This window comes from Micromonospora sp. URMC 105, from assembly GCF_051386295.1.
Lineage (GTDB): Bacteria > Actinomycetota > Actinomycetes > Mycobacteriales > Micromonosporaceae > Micromonospora.
Genome location: NZ_JBPQTL010000004.1, coordinates 62,010 through 79,649 on the forward strand (window position 1 = coordinate 62,010; position 17,640 = coordinate 79,649).

Annotated in this window: 17 protein-coding genes, 1 tRNA gene and 2 pseudogenes; 11 read left to right on the plus strand and 9 right to left on the minus strand. The window is 71.7% G+C overall.

Going from position 1 to position 17,640, the window contains the following annotated elements:
• The first annotated feature begins 248 nt into the window (after positions 1 to 248).
• Positions 249 to 1,142 carry an aminoglycoside phosphotransferase family protein gene (locus ACSNN7_RS02560; protein ID WP_436678873.1) on the plus strand — a complete coding sequence of 298 codons (894 nt, stop codon included), beginning with the start codon at positions 249 to 251 and terminating at the stop codon, positions 1,140 to 1,142.
• Positions 1,143 to 1,167: 25 nt separating this feature from the next.
• Here the strand turns inward: ACSNN7_RS02560 and ACSNN7_RS02565 are convergent, their stop codons facing one another.
• A complete protein-coding gene (locus ACSNN7_RS02565; protein ID WP_436678874.1) occupies positions 1,168 to 2,061 on the minus strand; it encodes a septum formation family protein in 894 nt (297 codons plus the stop codon).
• A 126-nt stretch (positions 2,062 to 2,187) separates the two neighbouring features.
• Between ACSNN7_RS02565 and ACSNN7_RS02570 the strand changes: the two genes are divergently transcribed.
• Both ACSNN7_RS02570 and ACSNN7_RS02575 read left to right on the plus strand, forming a co-directional pair.
• A complete protein-coding gene (locus ACSNN7_RS02570; protein WP_436678875.1) occupies positions 2,188 to 2,781 on the plus strand; it encodes an N-acetyltransferase in 594 nt (197 codons plus the stop codon).
• 518 nt (positions 2,782 to 3,299) lie between these two features.
• Positions 3,300 to 3,623: a hypothetical protein gene (locus ACSNN7_RS02575; RefSeq protein WP_436678876.1), complete on the plus strand. Its 324-nt coding sequence runs from the start codon at positions 3,300 to 3,302 to the stop codon at positions 3,621 to 3,623.
• A gap of 178 nt (positions 3,624 to 3,801) precedes the next feature.
• On the opposite strand, the gene ACSNN7_RS02580 is transcribed toward ACSNN7_RS02575, so the two are convergent.
• The 3 genes from ACSNN7_RS02580 to ACSNN7_RS02590 form a co-directional block, all read right to left on the minus strand.
• Positions 3,802 to 4,272 (minus strand): class F sortase, encoded by a 471-nt coding sequence (locus ACSNN7_RS02580; protein WP_436678877.1) that lies wholly within the window; start codon positions 4,270 to 4,272, stop codon positions 3,802 to 3,804.
• 328 nt (positions 4,273 to 4,600) lie between these two features.
• Complete coding sequence (locus ACSNN7_RS02585) at positions 4,601 to 5,290, minus strand: hypothetical protein (protein WP_436678878.1); 690 nt, start codon at positions 5,288 to 5,290, stop codon at positions 4,601 to 4,603.
• Between the two features lie 312 nt (positions 5,291 to 5,602).
• The gene (locus tag ACSNN7_RS02590) at positions 5,603 to 6,664 is read right to left on the minus strand and encodes an alpha/beta hydrolase fold domain-containing protein (protein ID WP_436678879.1); all 1,062 of its coding nucleotides are present in this window, start codon (positions 6,662 to 6,664) and stop codon (positions 5,603 to 5,605) included.
• On the opposite strand from ACSNN7_RS02590, the gene ACSNN7_RS02595 reads away from it, so the two are divergent.
• Entirely contained in the window at positions 6,665 to 7,069 is a 405-nt protein-coding gene (locus ACSNN7_RS02595; protein ID WP_436678880.1) for a MerR family transcriptional regulator, read from the plus strand.
• Positions 7,070 to 7,140: 71 nt separating this feature from the next.
• Here the strand turns inward: ACSNN7_RS02595 and ACSNN7_RS02600 are convergent.
• Together ACSNN7_RS02600 and ACSNN7_RS02605 are read right to left on the minus strand one after the other, a co-directional pair.
• Positions 7,141 to 7,551 (minus strand): annotated as a pseudogene (locus tag ACSNN7_RS02600) (DUF6966 domain-containing protein); the annotation flags it as partial.
• On the minus strand, positions 7,451 to 7,750 hold the full coding sequence (locus ACSNN7_RS02605) for a hypothetical protein (RefSeq protein WP_436678881.1): 300 nt from the start codon (positions 7,748 to 7,750) through the stop codon (positions 7,451 to 7,453). The gene ACSNN7_RS02605 and the pseudogene ACSNN7_RS02600, both read right to left, overlap by 101 nt.
• Positions 7,751 to 7,834: 84 nt before the next feature.
• On the opposite strand from ACSNN7_RS02605, the gene ACSNN7_RS02610 reads away from it, so the two are divergent.
• From ACSNN7_RS02610 to ACSNN7_RS02620, 3 genes are all read left to right on the plus strand, one after another.
• Complete coding sequence (locus ACSNN7_RS02610) at positions 7,835 to 8,284, plus strand: hypothetical protein (RefSeq protein WP_436678883.1); 450 nt, start codon at positions 7,835 to 7,837, stop codon at positions 8,282 to 8,284.
• Positions 8,285 to 8,359: 75 nt separating this feature from the next.
• The gene (locus ACSNN7_RS02615; protein ID WP_436678884.1) at positions 8,360 to 9,190 is read left to right on the plus strand and encodes an NUDIX domain-containing protein; all 831 of its coding nucleotides are present in this window, start codon (positions 8,360 to 8,362) and stop codon (positions 9,188 to 9,190) included.
• Between the two features lie 159 nt (positions 9,191 to 9,349).
• Complete coding sequence (locus tag ACSNN7_RS02620) at positions 9,350 to 10,321, plus strand: quinone oxidoreductase family protein (protein ID WP_436678885.1); 972 nt, start codon at positions 9,350 to 9,352, stop codon at positions 10,319 to 10,321.
• 807 nt (positions 10,322 to 11,128) lie between these two features.
• On the opposite strand, the gene ACSNN7_RS02625 is transcribed toward ACSNN7_RS02620, so the two are convergent.
• A tRNA-Arg gene (locus ACSNN7_RS02625) sits at positions 11,129 to 11,201 on the minus strand.
• Between the two features lie 149 nt (positions 11,202 to 11,350).
• On the opposite strand from ACSNN7_RS02625, the gene ACSNN7_RS02630 reads away from it, so the two are divergent.
• Positions 11,351 to 12,043, plus strand: a complete 693-nt coding sequence (locus ACSNN7_RS02630) for a hypothetical protein (protein ID WP_436678886.1) — start codon at positions 11,351 to 11,353, stop codon at positions 12,041 to 12,043.
• A 7-nt stretch (positions 12,044 to 12,050) separates the two neighbouring features.
• Here ACSNN7_RS02630 and ACSNN7_RS02635 read toward each other — a convergent pair whose 3' ends face one another.
• Both ACSNN7_RS02635 and ACSNN7_RS02640 read right to left on the minus strand, forming a co-directional pair.
• A complete protein-coding gene (locus ACSNN7_RS02635) occupies positions 12,051 to 13,106 on the minus strand; it encodes an alpha/beta hydrolase (protein WP_436678887.1) in 1,056 nt (351 codons plus the stop codon).
• A 94-nt stretch (positions 13,107 to 13,200) separates the two neighbouring features.
• Positions 13,201 to 13,623, minus strand: a complete 423-nt coding sequence (locus ACSNN7_RS02640; RefSeq protein WP_436678888.1) for an HPF/RaiA family ribosome-associated protein — start codon at positions 13,621 to 13,623, stop codon at positions 13,201 to 13,203.
• Positions 13,624 to 13,980: 357 nt separating this feature from the next.
• Between ACSNN7_RS02640 and ssb the strand changes: the two genes are divergently transcribed.
• From ssb to ACSNN7_RS02655, 3 genes and pseudogenes are all read left to right on the plus strand, one after another.
• Positions 13,981 to 14,730: a single-stranded DNA-binding protein gene (ssb, locus tag ACSNN7_RS02645; RefSeq protein WP_436678889.1), complete on the plus strand. Its 750-nt coding sequence runs from the start codon at positions 13,981 to 13,983 to the stop codon at positions 14,728 to 14,730.
• A 141-nt stretch (positions 14,731 to 14,871) separates the two neighbouring features.
• Positions 14,872 to 16,023, plus strand: coding sequence for a cobalamin biosynthesis protein (locus tag ACSNN7_RS02650; protein WP_436678890.1), 1,152 nt, complete (start codon positions 14,872 to 14,874; stop codon positions 16,021 to 16,023).
• Positions 16,020 to 17,562, plus strand: a pseudogene (locus tag ACSNN7_RS02655) (cobyric acid synthase); the annotation flags it as partial. The gene ACSNN7_RS02650 and the pseudogene ACSNN7_RS02655, both read left to right, overlap by 4 nt.
• Between the last annotated feature and the right edge of the window lie 78 nt (positions 17,563 to 17,640).

The following is a 17,640-nucleotide window of genomic DNA, read 5'->3' on the forward strand; positions in this document are numbered from 1 at the left end:
TGAGGGGCACGGAAGGTCAATTGATCTCCGACGCCGGGCGGGGCCACTCCCACCCCCCTCCTGCCCCGCCCCGTCGTCGGCCAGGCCGCGTCGCACCGGCCACTCAACCCCCCGAGCCGTCGGTGCGACGCGAGCCGACCTTGCGCAGGTAGCGAGCCGGACCGTCGACCCGTTCCCGTCGCCGGCGCGATGGCCGCCCGGCCGGAACTCGGTTGCCCCGGTGGCCTGGCCGCCCCAGGATGACCCGAATGGGCGCGATCAAGATGCATGCCGACGAGGTCGAGACCGACGTGGAGCTCGTGCGTCGCCTGCTGGCCGGGCAGTTCCCCCACTGGGCCGAGCTGTCGATCCGTCCGGTCGCCTCGTACGGCACCGACCACGACATCTATCGACTCGGTGACCACCTCGTCGCCCGGCTGCCGCGGATCGGCTGGGCCACCCGGCAGGCGGCCAAGGAGGCGCAGTGGCTGCCGAAGCTCGCACCGCACCTGCCGCTCGCCCTGCCCGTGCCGGTGGCGATGGGCCGCCCGGCGGAGGGTTATCCCTTCGACTGGTCGGTGTGCGAGTGGCTGCCCGGCGAGAACGCCGACGGCACCATCGGCGACTTGGAGCAGGCGGCGGTCGACCTCGCCGCCTTCGTGACCGCGCTGCGCCGGATCGACACCACCGGCGCCTTCCCGCGTCCGCCCCGTAGCCGGGGAGGCGCGCTCGCGGAACTCGACGATTCGGTGCGCCGGTCGGTGGCGCAGCTCGGTGACCGGATCGACGGCGCGGCGACCCTCCGGTCGTGGCAGGAGTCGCTCGACGCACCAGCGTGGAACGGGCCGGAGGTCTGGGTCCACGGCGACCTGCTCCCGGGCAACCTGCTCGTCGTCGACGGGCGGCTCTCCGCGGTCATCGACTTCGGCGCCCTCAACGTCGGTGACCCCGCCTGCGACCTGCAACCGGCGTGGAACGTGTTCGCGGGTGCCAGCCGTACCCGGTTCCGCGCCGAACTCGACGTGGACGACGCGTCGTGGCTACGCGGGCGGGGCTGGGCGCTCTACCAGGCCGTGTCGGCGCTGCCCTACTACTGGGAGACCAACCCCGGCATGATCCGCCAGGCCTCGCACGCCTTGACGCAGGTACTCGCCGACCACTGACCCGTCCGGCCCTGGTCACCGCGGCTCAGTTGACCGGCAGCACGTTCGGCCCGCCGCCGGCGATCGACCGGGTGACCTTGCGGCCACTGGACCAGTAGTAGCAGCGCACACCCCGGTCACCGCGCGCCCACAGCTGAGGCGACGGCAGCCGGTACGAGGTGCCGGTGCGGTACCGCAGGTTGCCGTCGACCGGCACCTTGGCGTACCGGGCCACGACCGCGCGGCAGCCGGCGTGGATGGTCTTCGCATCCCGGCCGGTGGCCTGGTAGGAGCGGTCCGGGGCGGTCCAGATGCCGACGTACTCGAACTGGTGCGCGGTGGTGCAGCCGGCCGGGCGCAGCCGACCCCAGTCGTCCTCGTTCAGGCAGCCGTGCCGCAGTGGGGAGCGACTGCCCACCGCGTCGCGCAGCGTGCCGGCCCGGCCGATCGCACGGTCGTTGTCGCCGTTGGCGCCGTCCACCTCGTCCACCTCGAAGATGTCGCAGCGGTACCAGCGGCTGCCGCCCGTCCAGCCGGCCGGCGAGACCGGCGCGACCTGCACCGACAGGCGGGCGTCCCGCCAGTCGCCGCCCACGAACTGCTTGGCCTGCTTGTCGCAGTCGGCGAAGGCGGTGCGCATGGCGGACGACTCCACCTTGGGCGGAATGGGCCGCGCGGCCAGGGCGCCGGTGAAGGTGCCGACGTGGAAGGTCTCCACCAGGTGGGTCCTGGCGCAGTCCACCGGGGCGTAGCTGGTGAGGTACGCGGACGGATTGGGGATCAGGTGGCACTCGCCGGCCTGCGGGCTGAACTGCTGCGCCGCTGCCATCGGCCGCCACTCGTCGGTCAGGTCCGCGTCGGTGCCGGCCGGCGCGCCGCAACCCGTCAGCACCATCGTGATCAGCGCAGCCGTGACCGCCGCCCTGCCCTGGCTTCGCATCTGATTCTCCCCGTGTCCCCGTGACGACGGGCGCAGCATATGGCACCGGCGTCCTGGACGGGCAGCCGTGTTCGGGTCTGATCGGCCGGGTGTGCGTGCGGCCGGCCTGCGCTACGGTCGGAGGCTGTGACCGCGCCTGAGATCACCGTCGCCACCGCGAAGGACCGTGAACGGGTCATCGGCTCGCTGGTCGCCGCGTTCACCAAGGATTCCGTCCTGCGGCACCTGTTCCCCGACGAGGCGAGCTACCCGCGGTACGCCGCCGCCTTCTTCGGGCGCCTCTTCGACAAGCGGGTCCAGATGGGAACGATCTGGACGATCGAGGGCGGTGCGTCGGTCGCGATCTGGGAGCCTCCGGCGATGCAGGGCGAGTGGCCGGACGACGGCCTGGCCGCTCAACTCCCCGCCGACGCACTGGCTCGCGTCCACGCCTACGACGAGGCCGTGCACGCCGCGCTGCCGGCCGCTCCCTACTGGTACCTCGGCGTCCTGGGTACCCATCCGCAGTACGCCGGCCGCCGGTGGGGCCACGCCGTCATGCGGGTCGGGCTGCTCCGTGCCGCCGCGGACGGCCTGCCGGCGATCTTGGAGACGAGCAACCCCGACAACGTCGAGGTGTACGGCCGCGCCGGCTGGGAGGTGGTGCGCGCCATCACGGAGCCCCTGCCCACCTGGATCATGCGACACGCGGCGCCCGGCCACGTCGTGTCTGCGACGTAGACCTGCATCCACTGTGGCCGCCGGCACCGAGTTGCTCCGCGAACTTCCAGTCCGGATCCACTTCGAGCGCTGGTGCTCCTGACTTGTTCGTCAGTCAGGCGCTCGCGGTTCCGGCGTTCCACCGGGCCACCACGGTCCGTCGAACCTGCCGATGGCTCGGGCGGTTGTCGACGGCAGCCGAGCCCTGGTCAAGATCGGCGATCGGACGCGGCGCCTCGCCGTCCCGTACGGCGATCTCGCGGTAGCCGGTCCGGGTGGTCGGTTTCCGCTGGGTGATCAGCGGCGCGGGACGTACCGGTTCGAGGTGTCTTCCGGATGCCGCGGTTCGGTTCAGGCGGTACAGGTTCGCTCAGACGAGACAACGCCCGTCGGACCGCCCGAACTCATGAACAACTAGACATATCATCTGGAAGCATGCTTGGCCCAAAAACCCGGAAACCCTCTCAAACGAACATGAGTGTTCCTAACGTTTGTCGTGGCTCGACTTCCTGAGCCAACCAGTGGAGGGAGTGAGGGACGTGTCGAAGAAGTTTCTGGCCAGGCTCGCTGGTGGGGTGGCGCTGGGGAGCGCCGCGCTGCTGCTCGGTACGCCCGCCGCCGCGTTCGCGTCGGACGAGTACGGGTACGACGACTCCAAGGACCGGGACCGCGGTGGCGTCGTCTGCGGCAACCTCGTCCAGGACAACGAGGTGTTCGTCGGCAACTTCATCGTCGGCAACGACGTCGAGGACAGCGAGGTGGAGGTCGAACAGGAGGCCACCGCCGACGTGACGAACGCCGGCGCGGTGCAGGACGTCTTCTGTGTCGGGGACGTGGAATTGGACCTCGAGATCGAAGACTGACGCCCCATCGGCTCGCTAGCCGGGGGCGCCTGCGGCCCGGGACATGCCCGGGTCTGGCGAGCGTAGGGTATCCCGCCGCACCCTCGTCTGAGCCGGCCGAGCGCCAACGGCCCGCCACGGTTCTCCCGTGGCGGGCCGTTGGCCTTGTTCTGGGTCGTCCTTCTCGTGGCAAGCGCCCTCAGGCGGCGCGGCCCGTGGTCAGGCTCGCGAACACCACGATGTTGTCCTTGTACGACTTCGCCGCCTTGTCGTAGGCGCCACCACAGGTGATCAAGCGGAGCTGTGCCTTGCCGGTGTGGCCGTAGACCAGCGCGGACGGGAACTTCTTCTTCGGGTAGCGGACCACCCCGTCGACGGTGAATCGGACCTTCTTGCCGTCCTTGCGAAGCACCTCGATGGTGTCTTTCGGCTGGAGCGCACCCAGCCGGAAGAAGACCGCCCGACCGGTGGCGCGGGAGTCGACGTGGCCCACCACCACCGCAGTGCCGGCCTCGCCGGGGCTGGGTCCCAGCTTGTACCACCCGACCGTGTCGGCCTGCTGCAGCGGCGGGACCGCGATCTGCTGGTTGCGGTCCAGCCCGAGCGGAGCCGTCGGTGCGTCGACGCCGATCCGCGGGATCGAGATGCGGGTGGGTTGCGAGCGCGGCATCCCGGCCCCTGCCGGTGCAGGAGACGGACCGGTCGCGGCGGACTCGCGACCGGCGACGGGACCGCCCCCGGCATCGCCCGTCTGGCCGGCGGCCGGCGAGGCGCCGGCCGTGCTCGGGACCGGTTCCGGTGTGCTGGTTTCCCCCGCCACCGGTGCGAGCAGGAACGGCGGTGCGGCGGCGGAGTCCGGCTGTGGTGGCCGGACCGGCTCAGGAGCCATGGCCGCGAGCCCGATCAATCCTCCACCGGTGAGGGTGAGAAGGACGACCAGGGCGAGGCCCGCGGCACGCCACGGAAAACCGTGGCGGCCGCTGGCACCTCTGGTCACTTCAGGCGCGGGTGCCATTGGTGGACCGCCGACGCAGCAGCGCGATGCCACCGATCGCGGCCGCGCCCAACATGCCGGCACCGGTCGCCGTCAGAGCACCGGTGTTCGTGTCGGAGAACGCGCCACCGTCACCGGCCGCGACGCCGCCCGTCTTCGGCAGCGCCCAGGCCCCCTCCGGACCCGCGTACGCGCCGCCCGCCGAGGGGAGGGTGCCGGCCCGCTGGCCTGCCGGCGCGGCGACTCCGCCGATGCCGGCCTCGACCATCCGGAGAAGGTCGGCCAGGAGGTCGGTCTCCACATCCACTTCCACGTCGAGGTCGCGGATGCAGACGATGAGGGTCTGGCCGGACGTGTTCGCCGCCGCGCCGGCTGCGGCCTGGTTGAACACGACGACGCTGTCGGTGATGGTGTTGTCACTGATGATGTTTTGGACGTTCAGCTTGTTGATCTGCTTGTTGGTCGCACAGGTGACGCCGTTGCCCTCCTTGTCGCGCAGGCTGAACGTCTCGACCTTGTCGTCTGGCTTCTTCTTCGACGTCTTCCCCTGGCTCTTCGTCACTTGCCCCTGGCTCTTGGCCTTGGGCTCCTTGGGTGTGTCGTCGGGCGCGGCGAGCGCGGCGGCGGGCGCACCGAGCAGCAGGGCGGCGCCACCCAGCGCCACTCCGCCGGCGATCTTGGTCAGAAACCTCATCGACATGATCCCTCACTCCCTTCGGGTCGGCTCTGGAGGCGAGCCACCCGAAACGTTAGGGCGGCTCATGCCGTATCGGAAGGTTTTCCGGGTTTTGAGACCTATGGGGTACTGGTGCGGTAAAGCAGGCGGCTTGAGCACTTTGGGTGAAGCGCCCGATCCTGACCGTGTCTAGGCGCTTTCGTGCTGATCGCCCGTCCCTCCGTGCCCCTGAGCAGGGAGAGAACCTGCCGACCTGGTAGCAGGGGGCGGTTGTGCGCGAGGCCGCGAAGGACCCATTCGGATGACGTGGCGGCACGAACGGCTGCCGGGCTACGTCTTGAGGGTGTCGTTGCGGTCGAGGGCGTGTCTGAGGGCGGCGGTGGCGTCGTCGACGGCGGTTCTTGCGTCGTCGAACGGGTGGCGCAGGAATTCGTGGATCATGCCGTCGTAGCGCTTGACGGTGACCGGTACGCCGGCGGCGGCCAGGCGCCGGCCGTAGTCTTCGCCCTCGTCGCGCAGGGCGTCGTACTCGGCGGTGATGATGAAGGCTGCTGGGAGTCGGGTCAGGTCCGGTTCGAGCAGCGGGGACACGAGAGGGTTGAGCCTCTCGTCCGTGGAGCTGAGGTAGTGGTTCATGAACCACTCCTGGGCCTCGCGGGTGATGTTGCCGTGTTTTCCGGCGAGCTCGGTGATCGAATGGTCGCTGCGCCGGAAGTCGAGGTCCGGATAGATGAGCAGCTGGAATGCGATGTGCGGCCGTCCGGCGGCGCGTGCCTTCAGGGTGACGGCGGCGGCGAGGTTGCCGCCGGCGCTGTCACCGGCGACGGCGAGCCGCGCGGGGTCGACGCCGAGCTCGGTGGCGTGGTCAGCAGCCCATCTGGTGGCGGCGTAGCCGGCGTCGATCGGGGCGGGGAACCTGTGCTCGGGCGCCAGGGGGTAGTCGACCGACACGACGACACTGTGTGAGCCGTTGGCGAGGGCGCGGGCGAGGCCGTCATGGGAGTCCAGGTCGCCCAGGACGTAGCCGCCGCCGTGGAAGAACACCACCACGGGCAGCGTTCGATCGTCGGTCGGGACGCCGAGCGGGCGGTAGACGCGAACGGGTATCTCGCCTGCGTCGGTCGCGGCTACCTGGTCGCGTACGTCGGCGACCTGTTCCGGTTCGCGGACCGATGCCGCGGTCAGGCGGCGGGCTCCGGCGCGGGCCTGCTCCGGTGAGGCGGTGTGCAGGCCGGCGAAGTTGACGGCGGCGAGTCGATCGAGGTGGGCCTGGGCCTGTGGGTGTAGTGGCATGGTGCGGGGTCTCCGATCCGAGAACACGGGAACGTGCTCGGAAAGCCTCTGACTTGTACCGTGGTTCAAGTCAAGGTCGTCGGGGAGAGGAGCTTCCACGTGCCGCTCACGGCAGCGTTGGACATCGCCGAGGTCGCCGAGCGGACCGGGATGACGGCGTCGGCGCTGAGGTTCTACGAACGGCGTGGACTGATCCGGTCCAGCGGCCGCAATGGCCTGCGCCGAACGTTCAGCCCGGACGTCGTCGACCGGATCGCTCTCATCAGTTGCGCACAGGCCGCCGGGTTCACCCTGGCGCAGATCGCGGTGTTCCTCGTCGCGAGCCCCGGCGACGCCGAGTTGCGCGAGCGGATGGCGGCGAAGGCGCACGCGCTGGACCAGGACATCGACCGTCTCACCCGGATGCGAGACAGCCTCCGGCACGCCGCCACGTGCACCCACACGCCACTCGTCGAGTGTCCCGAGTTCAAGACCCGCATCCGCAACGGAGACGAGGCGCATTGAGCGTCCCCATGACCAAGCCCTCGCGCTCCCATCGGTCTAAGGACGACGGAGCTCGGCGCTCCGAGCACGAGATCCTGGAAGCTGCCCATCCCTCCTCGATAGCCGGCGAGCAGCTGATCCAAGGCGCCGGCGTCGTACCGCTTGAGGCGGGCGAGAATCTGCCTGACCCACCCTGCCCAGAACTTAGGCTCGTTGTCCCGTAGGAGATCTGCGACTTCCTCCAGGGCGGTCGTCAGCTCCCGCAGGCGAAGCTCGAACGCGGAGTCCTCTGGTGCAGTCATGTGACCCCCAAGCCACTGGTGGCAGGAGCAAGTTACCTGAGGTGATCCGCCCCGGCCGCACTGCAGATCGCTGATGGCTGGTCGGGTGACGCCCCCGTGCTCAGCCTGTCCGCCGGTGCCTGTCGCGCTCGCGAAGCCGCCGCAACCGCCGGAGGTACTGCCCCGCGTAGGAGCGCTGCGCATCGTCCAGCGCCTGAGCATCTGGATCTGCGAACGCCTCGTGGTAGGACACCTCGGCCGGGTCCTGGTCGTGCTCGATCAGCCGACCGAGCGCCTCGGCATCCTGCGCAGGTCGCCGCCTCTTCGCCGCCTCCTCGCGCCAGACGTACCCGCTGCTGTCGTCGTCCTGCACGGTGGCGATGGTAGACCCGTCCAGGGTCGGCGAAAGGTCGAAGATCACGGCCGATGTCGATGGTATGGAAGACCTGCTCATTGCGAGGATCGAGTTGCTTCTGCGACATCGATGCACCGAGCGAGGCACACCATGAAGATCACCCAAGACGGCCCCTTCCTCGTCGTCGAACGTGAGCGCTTCGTTGCACGCTTTTCCGCCGACCCGAGCAGTGACCTGGAACGACTTCAGGACCAAGACATCTACGTGACCGTCACCGGAGGCCCTACCTACTACGCGACCGTCATGACCCTCCAAGCGATCGATGCAGCACTCCGCCGGTGGACACGGACCGGGGAAGCCGCTGGCGGACGGTACTTCTGGTCCACGGACCTGGTCATCACGCCCCGGGCAGGCATCACCGCGATGATCGAGGCGATCGACGGGCTTGTCCGCGAAGGAGAAATCGCCCAGGCGTGCCAGATCGTCCCCGACCCGTGCAACCCCCCACCACCGAAACGTCTGGACGGGCTTCCCCCATCTCTGCCGCAGATCCAGTGTCCTCCGTCGACTGATACGCGACGCTCGTCCGCGGCGCGCTAGGCGGCAGATCCGGCCGTCTGCGCGTCCCCCTTTGGTCGGAGCGAGCTTGTCGTATCCCCGTGCTCTCATTCCGCCATGCATGTCGTCGTCACAGGCGCACTCGTTGAGAACGGAGCGGTCCTGCTGGTACACCGCAGTCCGATCCGCCGGGCGTACCCAGATCTCTGGGATCTGCCCGGGGGGCATGTCGAAGCGGGTGAGTCGGAACTACAAGCCCTTGCGCGTGAGATGCGCGAGGAGCTCGGTGTTCACATCGTGGCGGAGTCCTCTTCACGGTTGGGCTACTTGCATGCCGGCAGTGGTGAGGACGCCGTTCGCGTGGGCGTCTGGCACATCGGAGACCGGGATGGCTCTCCGACCAACCGTGCACCTGACGAGCATGACGACATCGCGTGGGTCGGGATCAGCGAGCTGAGGGACCTTCCCCTCGTGTTCGGCGACTTGGCGGCATTGGTTCGTTCTCTGCCTGAGCCTGACCGGCTGCCTCGTCGCGATGAAGCACGGACAGCCGCATCGCCGAGCGGTCCGGAGACCATCCCTGCTCATCGGCATGACAGGGCGTTTCGTCGGTGGCTGACCGGCCGCCGCAGCCCGCTGGAACCTGCCGTACGTCACCTGGCGGAGCTGCGCCGCACATCGGTTGTCGGATCACATCGGGCTTGCGTCAGAACGTGGGCTCGACGGGCGACGGCAGCATGTCGGCCCACGTGCGGTCGTCTCGACCGGGAGCGGAAAGCCGCTGACCTGTGGTGGGGAGGTGCGCCCGGCAGGATTCGAATCTGCGGCCTTGGGATTAGAAGAAGATCGCGGATGGCTGGTCGGTCGGGAGCACGCCTGGTCGGCCCGTCCGCTGCTGTCGGGCAGGGTGGCTCGACAAGGAGTGCCCCCGTCGCGAGCGAGGCATGAGGCCGGGCGGCTGCGGCAATCTGAGCCTGATCACCGCAGCGGACAACCAGTGGGGCGGCTGCCGCTGACCTGAATGTGACGGCTACGACACCTCGACGCAGCGGGAATCGGATCGCCGCAACCGGAGTTCGTGCGGGAAGAGCCGTTTCAGGAGAGGTCTTGCGAGCGATTCAGGTTTCCGAAGTGGGCGGTCCCGAGGCACTGCGACTAGTCGATGTTGATCAACCGGTGGCAGGTCCCGGCCAGGCGGTCGTGGACGTCGCCGCGTCCGGCGTCAACTTCCTCGACGTCTACCACCGCCAGGGCCGGTACACCCTCCCGCTGCCCTTCACCCCGGGCACTGAGGGCGCAGGCACGGTCGTCGAGATTGGACCAGGCGTCGCCGACGTCGCCGTGGGAGACCGGGTCGGCTGGGTGGAGATTCCCGGCACCTATGCCGAGCAAGCTGTGGTGGACGCCTCCCGGCTCGTGCCACTGCCCGACGGCGTCGACTTCGAGGCCGCCGCCGCCGTGCTGCTGCAGGGCATGACGGCGCACTACCTCGTCAAGGACGCCTACTCGGTCCAGCCAGACGATACGGTGCTCGTGCACGCTGCTGCCGGCGGCATGGGGCTTCTGTTGACCCAGCTCATCACCCATCTCGGCGGCAGAGTGATCGGCACGACCTCGACACCGGAGAAGGCCGAGCTAGCGCGGCGCGCCGGGGCCGCCGAGGTGATTCTTTACTCCACGGTGGACGATCTCACGGCCGAGGTGAAGCGGCTCAACGGCGGCCAAGGACTGCCTGTCGTCTTCGACGGCGTCGGCAGGGACACCTTCGAAGCGAGCCTCGCCAGCCTGCGAACCCGCGGCCACCTGGTGCTCTTCGGCGCCGCGAGTGGTGCCGTGCCGCCCTTTGACCCCATCCGGCTCGCCCAAGGTGGTTCGCTGACCCTGATCCGGCCAAGTCTCGGGCACTTCATCGCCGATCGGTCCGAGCTGCTCCGGCGCGCCACTGACGTGCTTGAATGGGTGCGCACCAAGGCGCTTGAGGTCACCGTAACGGCCCGCTACCCGCTCGCCGAGGTCGCCCAGGCTCACCGCGATCTGGAGGCTCGGCGTACTACCGGCAAGCTACTCGTCATCCCATAGGTACGAGGTACGGAAAGCGGTCGGTGGCTGAAGATGCGCCTGCCCTCACCATCGTCTGCGGGCTGGTCGCCTTTTCAGACGCCAGGTCGTAGGTCATGCGGGGAGTGTGCCAGTAGCGGCGGATCTCCTCGTCGGGCAGTCGTAGACCGTCCAGCCTCCCCGGACGGGGACCAGGTGGAGCGCCCTACGTCCGAACGACCTTGGCCCCGTCCGGGGAGGCTGGTAGCCCTTGTGGTGCCCGACCAGGTGATCCGCCCCGGCATCTCTGAGGAGGGTCGGGGTTCGGGGCAGCGCCCCGAGGTCCTCAAGGTTCTGGTCGTCCCCAAGCGTGGCCGGCCGGCCCGGCCGATGCCGGCCGGAGGTCGCCAGCAGGCCGGGGCCGGGCCGCCGCGGCCCGCTTTGCGGGCCGCCTTGATCTGACAGAGCGGAATTCGGCAGTGCTCGGACTTGCGTCAGTGTCCTCTGTCGGCTGATGTGCGACACGCGTCCGCCAGCTGATGTCCGACGGTGGAACCCGCCCTGTCGCCGGGCAGTTGCCTTCTCCTGGCAGGCGCCGATATTGATGAGCGGTCCCGGCGGACGGATCCGGTGTCGGCGCAGACCCTCGCCCTGTTCCGCGTGCACCGTCGGCAGCAAGCCGCGGATCGGTTGGCGGCGGGGGAGCGATGGCAGGATCATGGCCTGGTCCTCCCATCCAAGGTCGGTACGCCGATCAACCCGGATTACAGGGACCGGACGTGGCACTACGGAGGCCGTGGTGGTCGTCTCGACCGGGAGCGGCACGCCGCTGACCTGCGGTGGAGAAGGTGCGCCCGGCAGGATTCGAACCTGCGGCCTTGGGATTAGAAGTCCCCTGCTCTATCCGCTGAGCTACGGGCGCGCGCGTGCGTGTCGCGCCAAGAGGGTACCGCCGCACCCTCGGGCCGCGGGGGAACGGGTGCCCGCGCGCGGCGCGGTGATCAGCGTCGCACGCCACCGCAGCCGCGGTCATCCCGGTTCCGGCCGGACAGGCCCCGTACCCTCGGTCTCGTGCTGCTGGAACCCGACGCCGAGAACGAGGTCGCCTACGAGCTGTGCCAGCTCCTGGGGCGGGCCATCCTGCCGATCCGCCCGGCCGGGCCGGCCGACGACGGGCCCGCCGGGACGGCGTTCCTCTTCGCGCACCGGACGGGGGAGTACCTGCTGACCGCCGACGTCGTGACCCAGGTCGAGGCCGGCGAGGTCGGGCTGCGGCCGAGCGTCACCGAGCCGGCCGGGGTGGCCCCGGACGCGCTGGTGCTGCCGCACTTCGCCGACCGGTGGGCACACCGGCCCGACCTCGGAGTGGCGGTGCTGCCGACCGGCGAGCTGCACGAGCGGGCGGCCGGGCAGGGCTGGCGCTGGCGTACCCAATCGGTGCCGGACGCGGTCGCGGCCGGCGCGGACGACGTGGCCGGGATCGGCGCGGAGCCGGTCTCCGCCATCGTGCTGGCGCTGGGTGTCCGCGACGACGGCTCGCGCCCGCTGGAGGTCGCCGTCGAGCGGGCGGTCCGCGCGGACGACGGCCTGCGGATCACCGGCGAGCTGCCCGCCGGGTACGTCGGTGCGCCCGTGTTCGGCGTGCGGGCCGACGCTTCGGGTGAGGTCGGGCTGCGCTGCCTGGGCCTGGTGCTGCCCGGCGACGGCGGCCACCCGGTGGCCACCTTCGACCGGATCACCGCCGAGCTGCCGACCGGCGGCTGAGCGGCGGTCAGCCGGCCTGCGACGCTTGCGCGGGCTCGCCCTCCCCGGCCGGCTTCCGGCTGCCCGGGACCGTGGTCGCGCCGGGTTCCGTCGCGGCGGGGCCGGCGTCCGTCGGGCCCGCGCCGAGGAACGCCTCGGCCCACCGCCCGACCTCGGCGAAGACCTTTTCGCGTACGGCCGGGCCGGAGAGCGTCAGGTCGTGCATGCCGCCGTCGAAGCGGGCCAGGGTGACGTGGTGGCCGAGCCGGGGCGCCCAGCGGACCATGTGCTCGACGTCCAGGACGGCATCGGCCAGGGCCGCGGCATCCTGCCACTTGGTGCCCTTGAAGCTGCGGGTCGAGCAGGCCAGCAGCACGGGCACCGGGATCTCCAGCCCGGCGCGCAGCTGCCGCTGGGCGGTGCGGATGGCGGTGATCCAGCCGGCCCGGACGGGGAATCCGGCGAGCGGCTTCCAGGTCAGGTCGTAGGTCCACTCGCCGCGGTGCTCGGCGTGCAGGCTCTCGCCGTACACGGTGCCGAGGCCGAAGGGGAGGACGCGCTGCGGCGCGCGGCGGCCCAGCCGGGAGACGGCGGCCGCGAGGGGTCGACGGATGACCCAGGGGGCGTTGATGTCGAAGAACGGGCTGTTCAGGAAGAGCCCGTCGACCAGGCCGGCGTCGCGTCGGGCGTGTGCCCAGAGCGAGAGGATCAGGCCACCGGTGGAGTGGCCCATGGCGAGCAGGGTGTCGTGCCCGTCGTCCGCGCGGATGATCTTCGCGGCCGCGTCCAGCTCCGGGAAGTAGTCGCCGAGGTCGCGGCAGAAGTTCGGGGTCTGGTGCGGCAGCAGGCTGCGGCCGTACTTGCGCAGGTCGAGCGCGTAGAAGTCCCAGCCGCGCTCGGCGAAGAAGTCGGCGACGTGGGTCTGGAAGAAGTAGTCCACGAAACCGTGCACGTAGAGCACGGCCCGCCCGGTGGGCCGCTCGGCGCGCCGCCGGACCAGGGTGGCGACCACCGGCCCCTCGTCGTCGGTGCCCAGGTCGATCGTCTGCCGCTCGTACGGCGGCCCCAGCACGTCCGGTTCCACGAAGGCGACGGTACGCCCGGAAGCTACCGGGCGGTAGCCCCCGCTGCCGTCCCCGTCCGGTCGCACCGGTCGGACGGGGACGGCGGTGCGCCGCTCAAACCGTCTCGGCGTCGGCCCGGGTGAGGTCGAGGTCGGCGTCGGCCACCTGGTCGGGGCCGGGCTGACCCATCTCCCGGATGTGCTTGTTGTGCCGCGGCTCCTGCTTCGTCTTGGCGTCGTTGAGCCGCCGGCGCAGGTCGTCGCGGGCGTCGTGCAGCGCCGCCCGCAGGTCCTCCTCGCTGGAGGTGGTCACGATCTTCTGCCGACCGGCGATCCAGCACTCCAGGGTGACCTTCTGACCGCGCGCCTCGCGGTCCTTGACCGACACCTCCAGCTCGGTGGCGTCGGCGTGGAACGCGGCGAGCCGCGCGTCCAGGGTGGCGAACTGCTCCACGATCCAGTTCCGGTCACCCTGCGAGAAGCCGGCGCCGACGCGCAGGCACTCGGCCACGGTCGCCGGGTTGCTCACCGCGCTCATCGCCGCACCTCCCGCTCGGTGCGGACGGAGCCGGTGGTACGCGGGCTGAGAATCATCGTCACTGACCTTTCTCCCATCGGACCTCGTGCCGTGCTGGCTCTCGGTTGATCAAATCCATACCCAGTCCGGGTCGTTCCCACGCCGCGAACCCGCCTTCCGATCCTGGTCACCCCCGGTGCGGCCCGCCCTGGCCGGCCACGCCCTAGCAGATCAAGACCTTGATCAGGTCGTTGTCCACAGGCCGTCCCGTCGTCCACAGCCCGGGGCCCGCCCGCTCGCCCCGCAGCGTCCACCCGGCCAGGCTCGGCACCGAGTCGACTCGCCACGGCAGGCCCTGGAAACCCCTGGGAGGGGACGATGTTCGATACGTACGTCACAATTGTCGGTAATGTGCTGACGGCCCCCGAGTGGCGCCGCACCACGCAGAGCAACACCCTGGTCGCCAACTTCAAGGTCGCCTCGACCGCCCGCCGGCTCGACCGGGACAGCGGCCGGTGGGTGGACGGCAACAGCCTCCGGGTCCGGGTCAACTGCTGGCGCAAGCTGGCCGAGGGGGTGGCCGCCTCGGTGATGGTCGGCGACCCGGTGGTGGTGGCCGGCCGCCTCTACACCCGCGACTGGACCGACGACGCCGGCAACCACCGCACCCTCTACGAGCTGGAGGCGATCGCGGTCGGGCACGACCTGTCCCGGGGACGGGGCCGTTTCCTGCGCAACAAGCCGACCATGGCCACCAGCACCGTCGAGGACGCCGAGGCGGCGGTCCGGGTGCAGGGCGAGCCGACCGAGCCGGTGCCGTACGAGCAGGCCCCGGCCGCGCCGGACGACCGGCCGTTCGACGACGACATCGAGTTCGCCGGGTTCGCCCCGTCCCGGGCCGGTGCGGAGCTGCCCGGCGCCGGCTTCGAGGGGCTGACCGACCCGTTCGACGAGGAGGTCGGCGACACCCCGGCCGCCGACGACGAGCTGGCCCCGGTGCCGGGGGACGGCGATCCGGCCGCCGGGGAGGCCGGGGAGGGTGAGCTGGACGCCGCATCGGAGGAGAGCCCCGTCGCGCCGGCCGGGCGGGGCCGACGTGGGCGCGGCCGGGTGCCGGTGCCCGCCTGAGCCGACGGGCCGGAGCCGGTGAGCTGCGGGGTGGTTCCGGCTCCGGCCCGACGGGGGCGTACGGACGGGGGCGGGGTGGTGACGCGGCGGCGTCGGCCACCCCGCCGTACGGCTAGGCTGGCCGGCCGGAGGTGGTGCGAGGTGCGTCAGGCGACCGCCGTGGCGAACGCGGCCGGGCTGGTGGCGGGGTACGCCCTGGACTCCCTGCTCGGCGACCCGCGTCGGTGGCATCCGGTGGCCGGCTTCGGCCACGCGGCCGGCGCCCTCGAACGGCGGGTCTACCGCCCCGACCGGGCCGCCGGAACGGTCTTCACCACGCTCGCCGTCGGCGCGCCGGTGCTGCTCGGCGCCGCCGCCACCGTGGCGACCCGGCGGCACCCGGTGCTGCGCGGCCTGCTCGTGGCCACCGGCACCTGGACGGTGCTGGGTGGGCGCACGCTGCGGCACGAGGCCGCCGTGATGGGCTCCGCCCTGCGTGGCGGCGACCTGCCGGCCGCCCGGCGCCGCCTGGGTCACCTCTGCGGGCGGGACCCGTCCGCGCTCGACGAGTCCGAGCTGGCCCGGGCCACCGTCGAGTCGGTCGCCGAGAACACCTCCGACGCGGTGGTCGCCCCGCTGCTCTGGGGAGCGGTCGCCGGGCTGCCCGGCCTGCTCGGCTACCGCGCCGCCAACACCCTCGACGCCATGGTCGGCCACCGCTCGCCGCGCTACGCCCGCTTCGGCACCCCGTCGGCCCGCCTCGACGACGTGCTCAATCTCGTCCCCGCCCGGCTGACCGGCCTGCTCACCATCGCCGTCGCGCCGACGGCGCACGGCGACCGGGCCCGCGCCTGGCACGTGTGGCGACGCGACCGCGCCGACCACCCGAGCCCGAACGCCGGCCAGTGCGAGGCCGCGATGGCCGGCGCCCTCGGCGTCCGGCTCGGCGGGCGCAACGTGTACTTCGGCCGCTCCGAGGTGCGGCCGTTCCTCGGCGACGGCCCCCGCCCCGAGGCGCGGCACCTCAAGCGGGCCGCCCGGATCTCCGGCGCCGTCGGGCTGGCCGCGCTCGGGATCGCCGCCGCCTGGCCGCTGACGGGCGGGCGGCTGGTGCAGGCGGTGGGCCGGCGAGGGCTGCGCGGCCTGGCTGCCGCCGTGGCGGCGCGGACCGCCGGCGGCGCGGCCCGGCCTGCTCCGGCGATCGGCGCAACGCCGGGCGGGGCACCGACCGGCTCGGCGGTCACCCGGATCCGGGCGGCACGCCCGACTGCTGCCGGCGCTGCGGCTGCCGTCGGCCGGGGGAGCGGGCGGTGAGCGGCGGGCTGCTGGTCGCCGGCACCACCTCCGACGCCGGCAAGAGCGTGCTCACCGCCGGCATCTGCCGCTGGCTGCACCGCCAGGGGGTCGCGGTGGCGCCGTTCAAGGCGCAGAACATGTCCAACAACTCCGCCGTGGTCGTCGGCCCCGACGGCCGGGGCGGGGAGATCGGCCGCGCCCAGGCGATGCAGGCCGCGGCCTGCGGGCTCGCCCCCGACCTGCGTTTCAACCCGGTCCTGCTCAAGCCCGGCAGCGACCTGGCCAGCCAGGTGGTCCTGCTCGGGGAGGCCGTCGACACCGTCACCGCCGGCAACTTCCGCGAGCTGCGGCCGAAGCTCGCCGAGACCGCGTACGCGGCCCTGGCCGAGCTGCGCGAGGCGTACGACGTGGTGATCTGCGAGGGCGCCGGCAGCCCGGCCGAGATCAACCTGCGGGCCGGCGACTACGTGAACATGGGGCTGGCCCGCCACGCCGGCCTGCCCACGATCGTGGTCGGGGACATCGACCGGGGCGGGGTGTTCGCCTCGATGTTCGGCACCCTCGCCCTGCTCGACCCGGCCGACCAGGCCCTCGTCGCCGGTTTTGTGATCAACAAGTTCCGGGGCGACCTGGGCCTGCTCCAGCCGGGGCTGGACATGCTGCACGGGGTCACCGGCCGCCCCACGTACGGGGTGCTGCCCTGGCACCTCGACCTCTGGCTCGACGCCGAGGACTCCCTGGCGTACGGGCGGGTGCTGGGCCGGCCGGCCGCGCCGCGCGGCACCGACTGGCTGGACGTCGCCGTGGTCCGGCTGCCCCGGATCAGCAACGCCACCGACGTCGAGGCGCTCGCCACCGAGCCCGGCGTACGGGTCCGGCTGACCGTCGAGCCCGCCGAGCTGGCCGCCGCCGACCTCGTCGTGCTGCCCGGGTCCAAGTCCACCGTCGCCGACCTGGCCTGGCTGCGCGAGACCGGCCTGGCCGACGCGGTCACCGCGCACGCCGCCGGCGGTCGGCCGCTGCTCGGCATCTGCGGCGGCTTCCAGATGCTCGGCCGGGCGATCCACGACCCGGTGGAGAGCCGCCGGGGCAGCGTCCCCGGGCTGGGCCTGCTGCCCGTCGAGATAACCTTCGACCGGCGCAAGACCGTCCGGCAGGCCGTCGGCACCGCCGCCGAGGGCGTCCCCGTGCGCGGCTACGAGATCCACCACGGGTACGTCTCCACCGCTGAGGAGACCCTGCCCCCGCTGCTGACCTACGCCGACGGCCAGGGCGAGGGCGCGCGGCTCGGGGCCGTGTACGGCACCCACTGGCACGGCGCGTTCGAGTCCGACGAGTTCCGCCGCCGGTTCCTCACCGAGGTGGCCCGGACGGCCGGGCGGCACGGCTTCCAGGTGGCACCGGACACCGCCTTCGCCGCCGCCCGCGAGCGCTCGCTGGACCTGCTCGGCGACCTGGTCGCCGAACACCTCGACACCGACGCGCTCTGGCGGCTGATCGAGACCGGCCCGCCGGCCGGCCTGCCCTTCATTCCGCCCGGCGCCCCTTCGGCGCCCTGACCGGCGCCGCCGACGGGCCGTCCGGTCAGGCGTGGCCCGGCCCGGCGGGGGCAGTCAGGCGCGGCCCGGTTCGGCC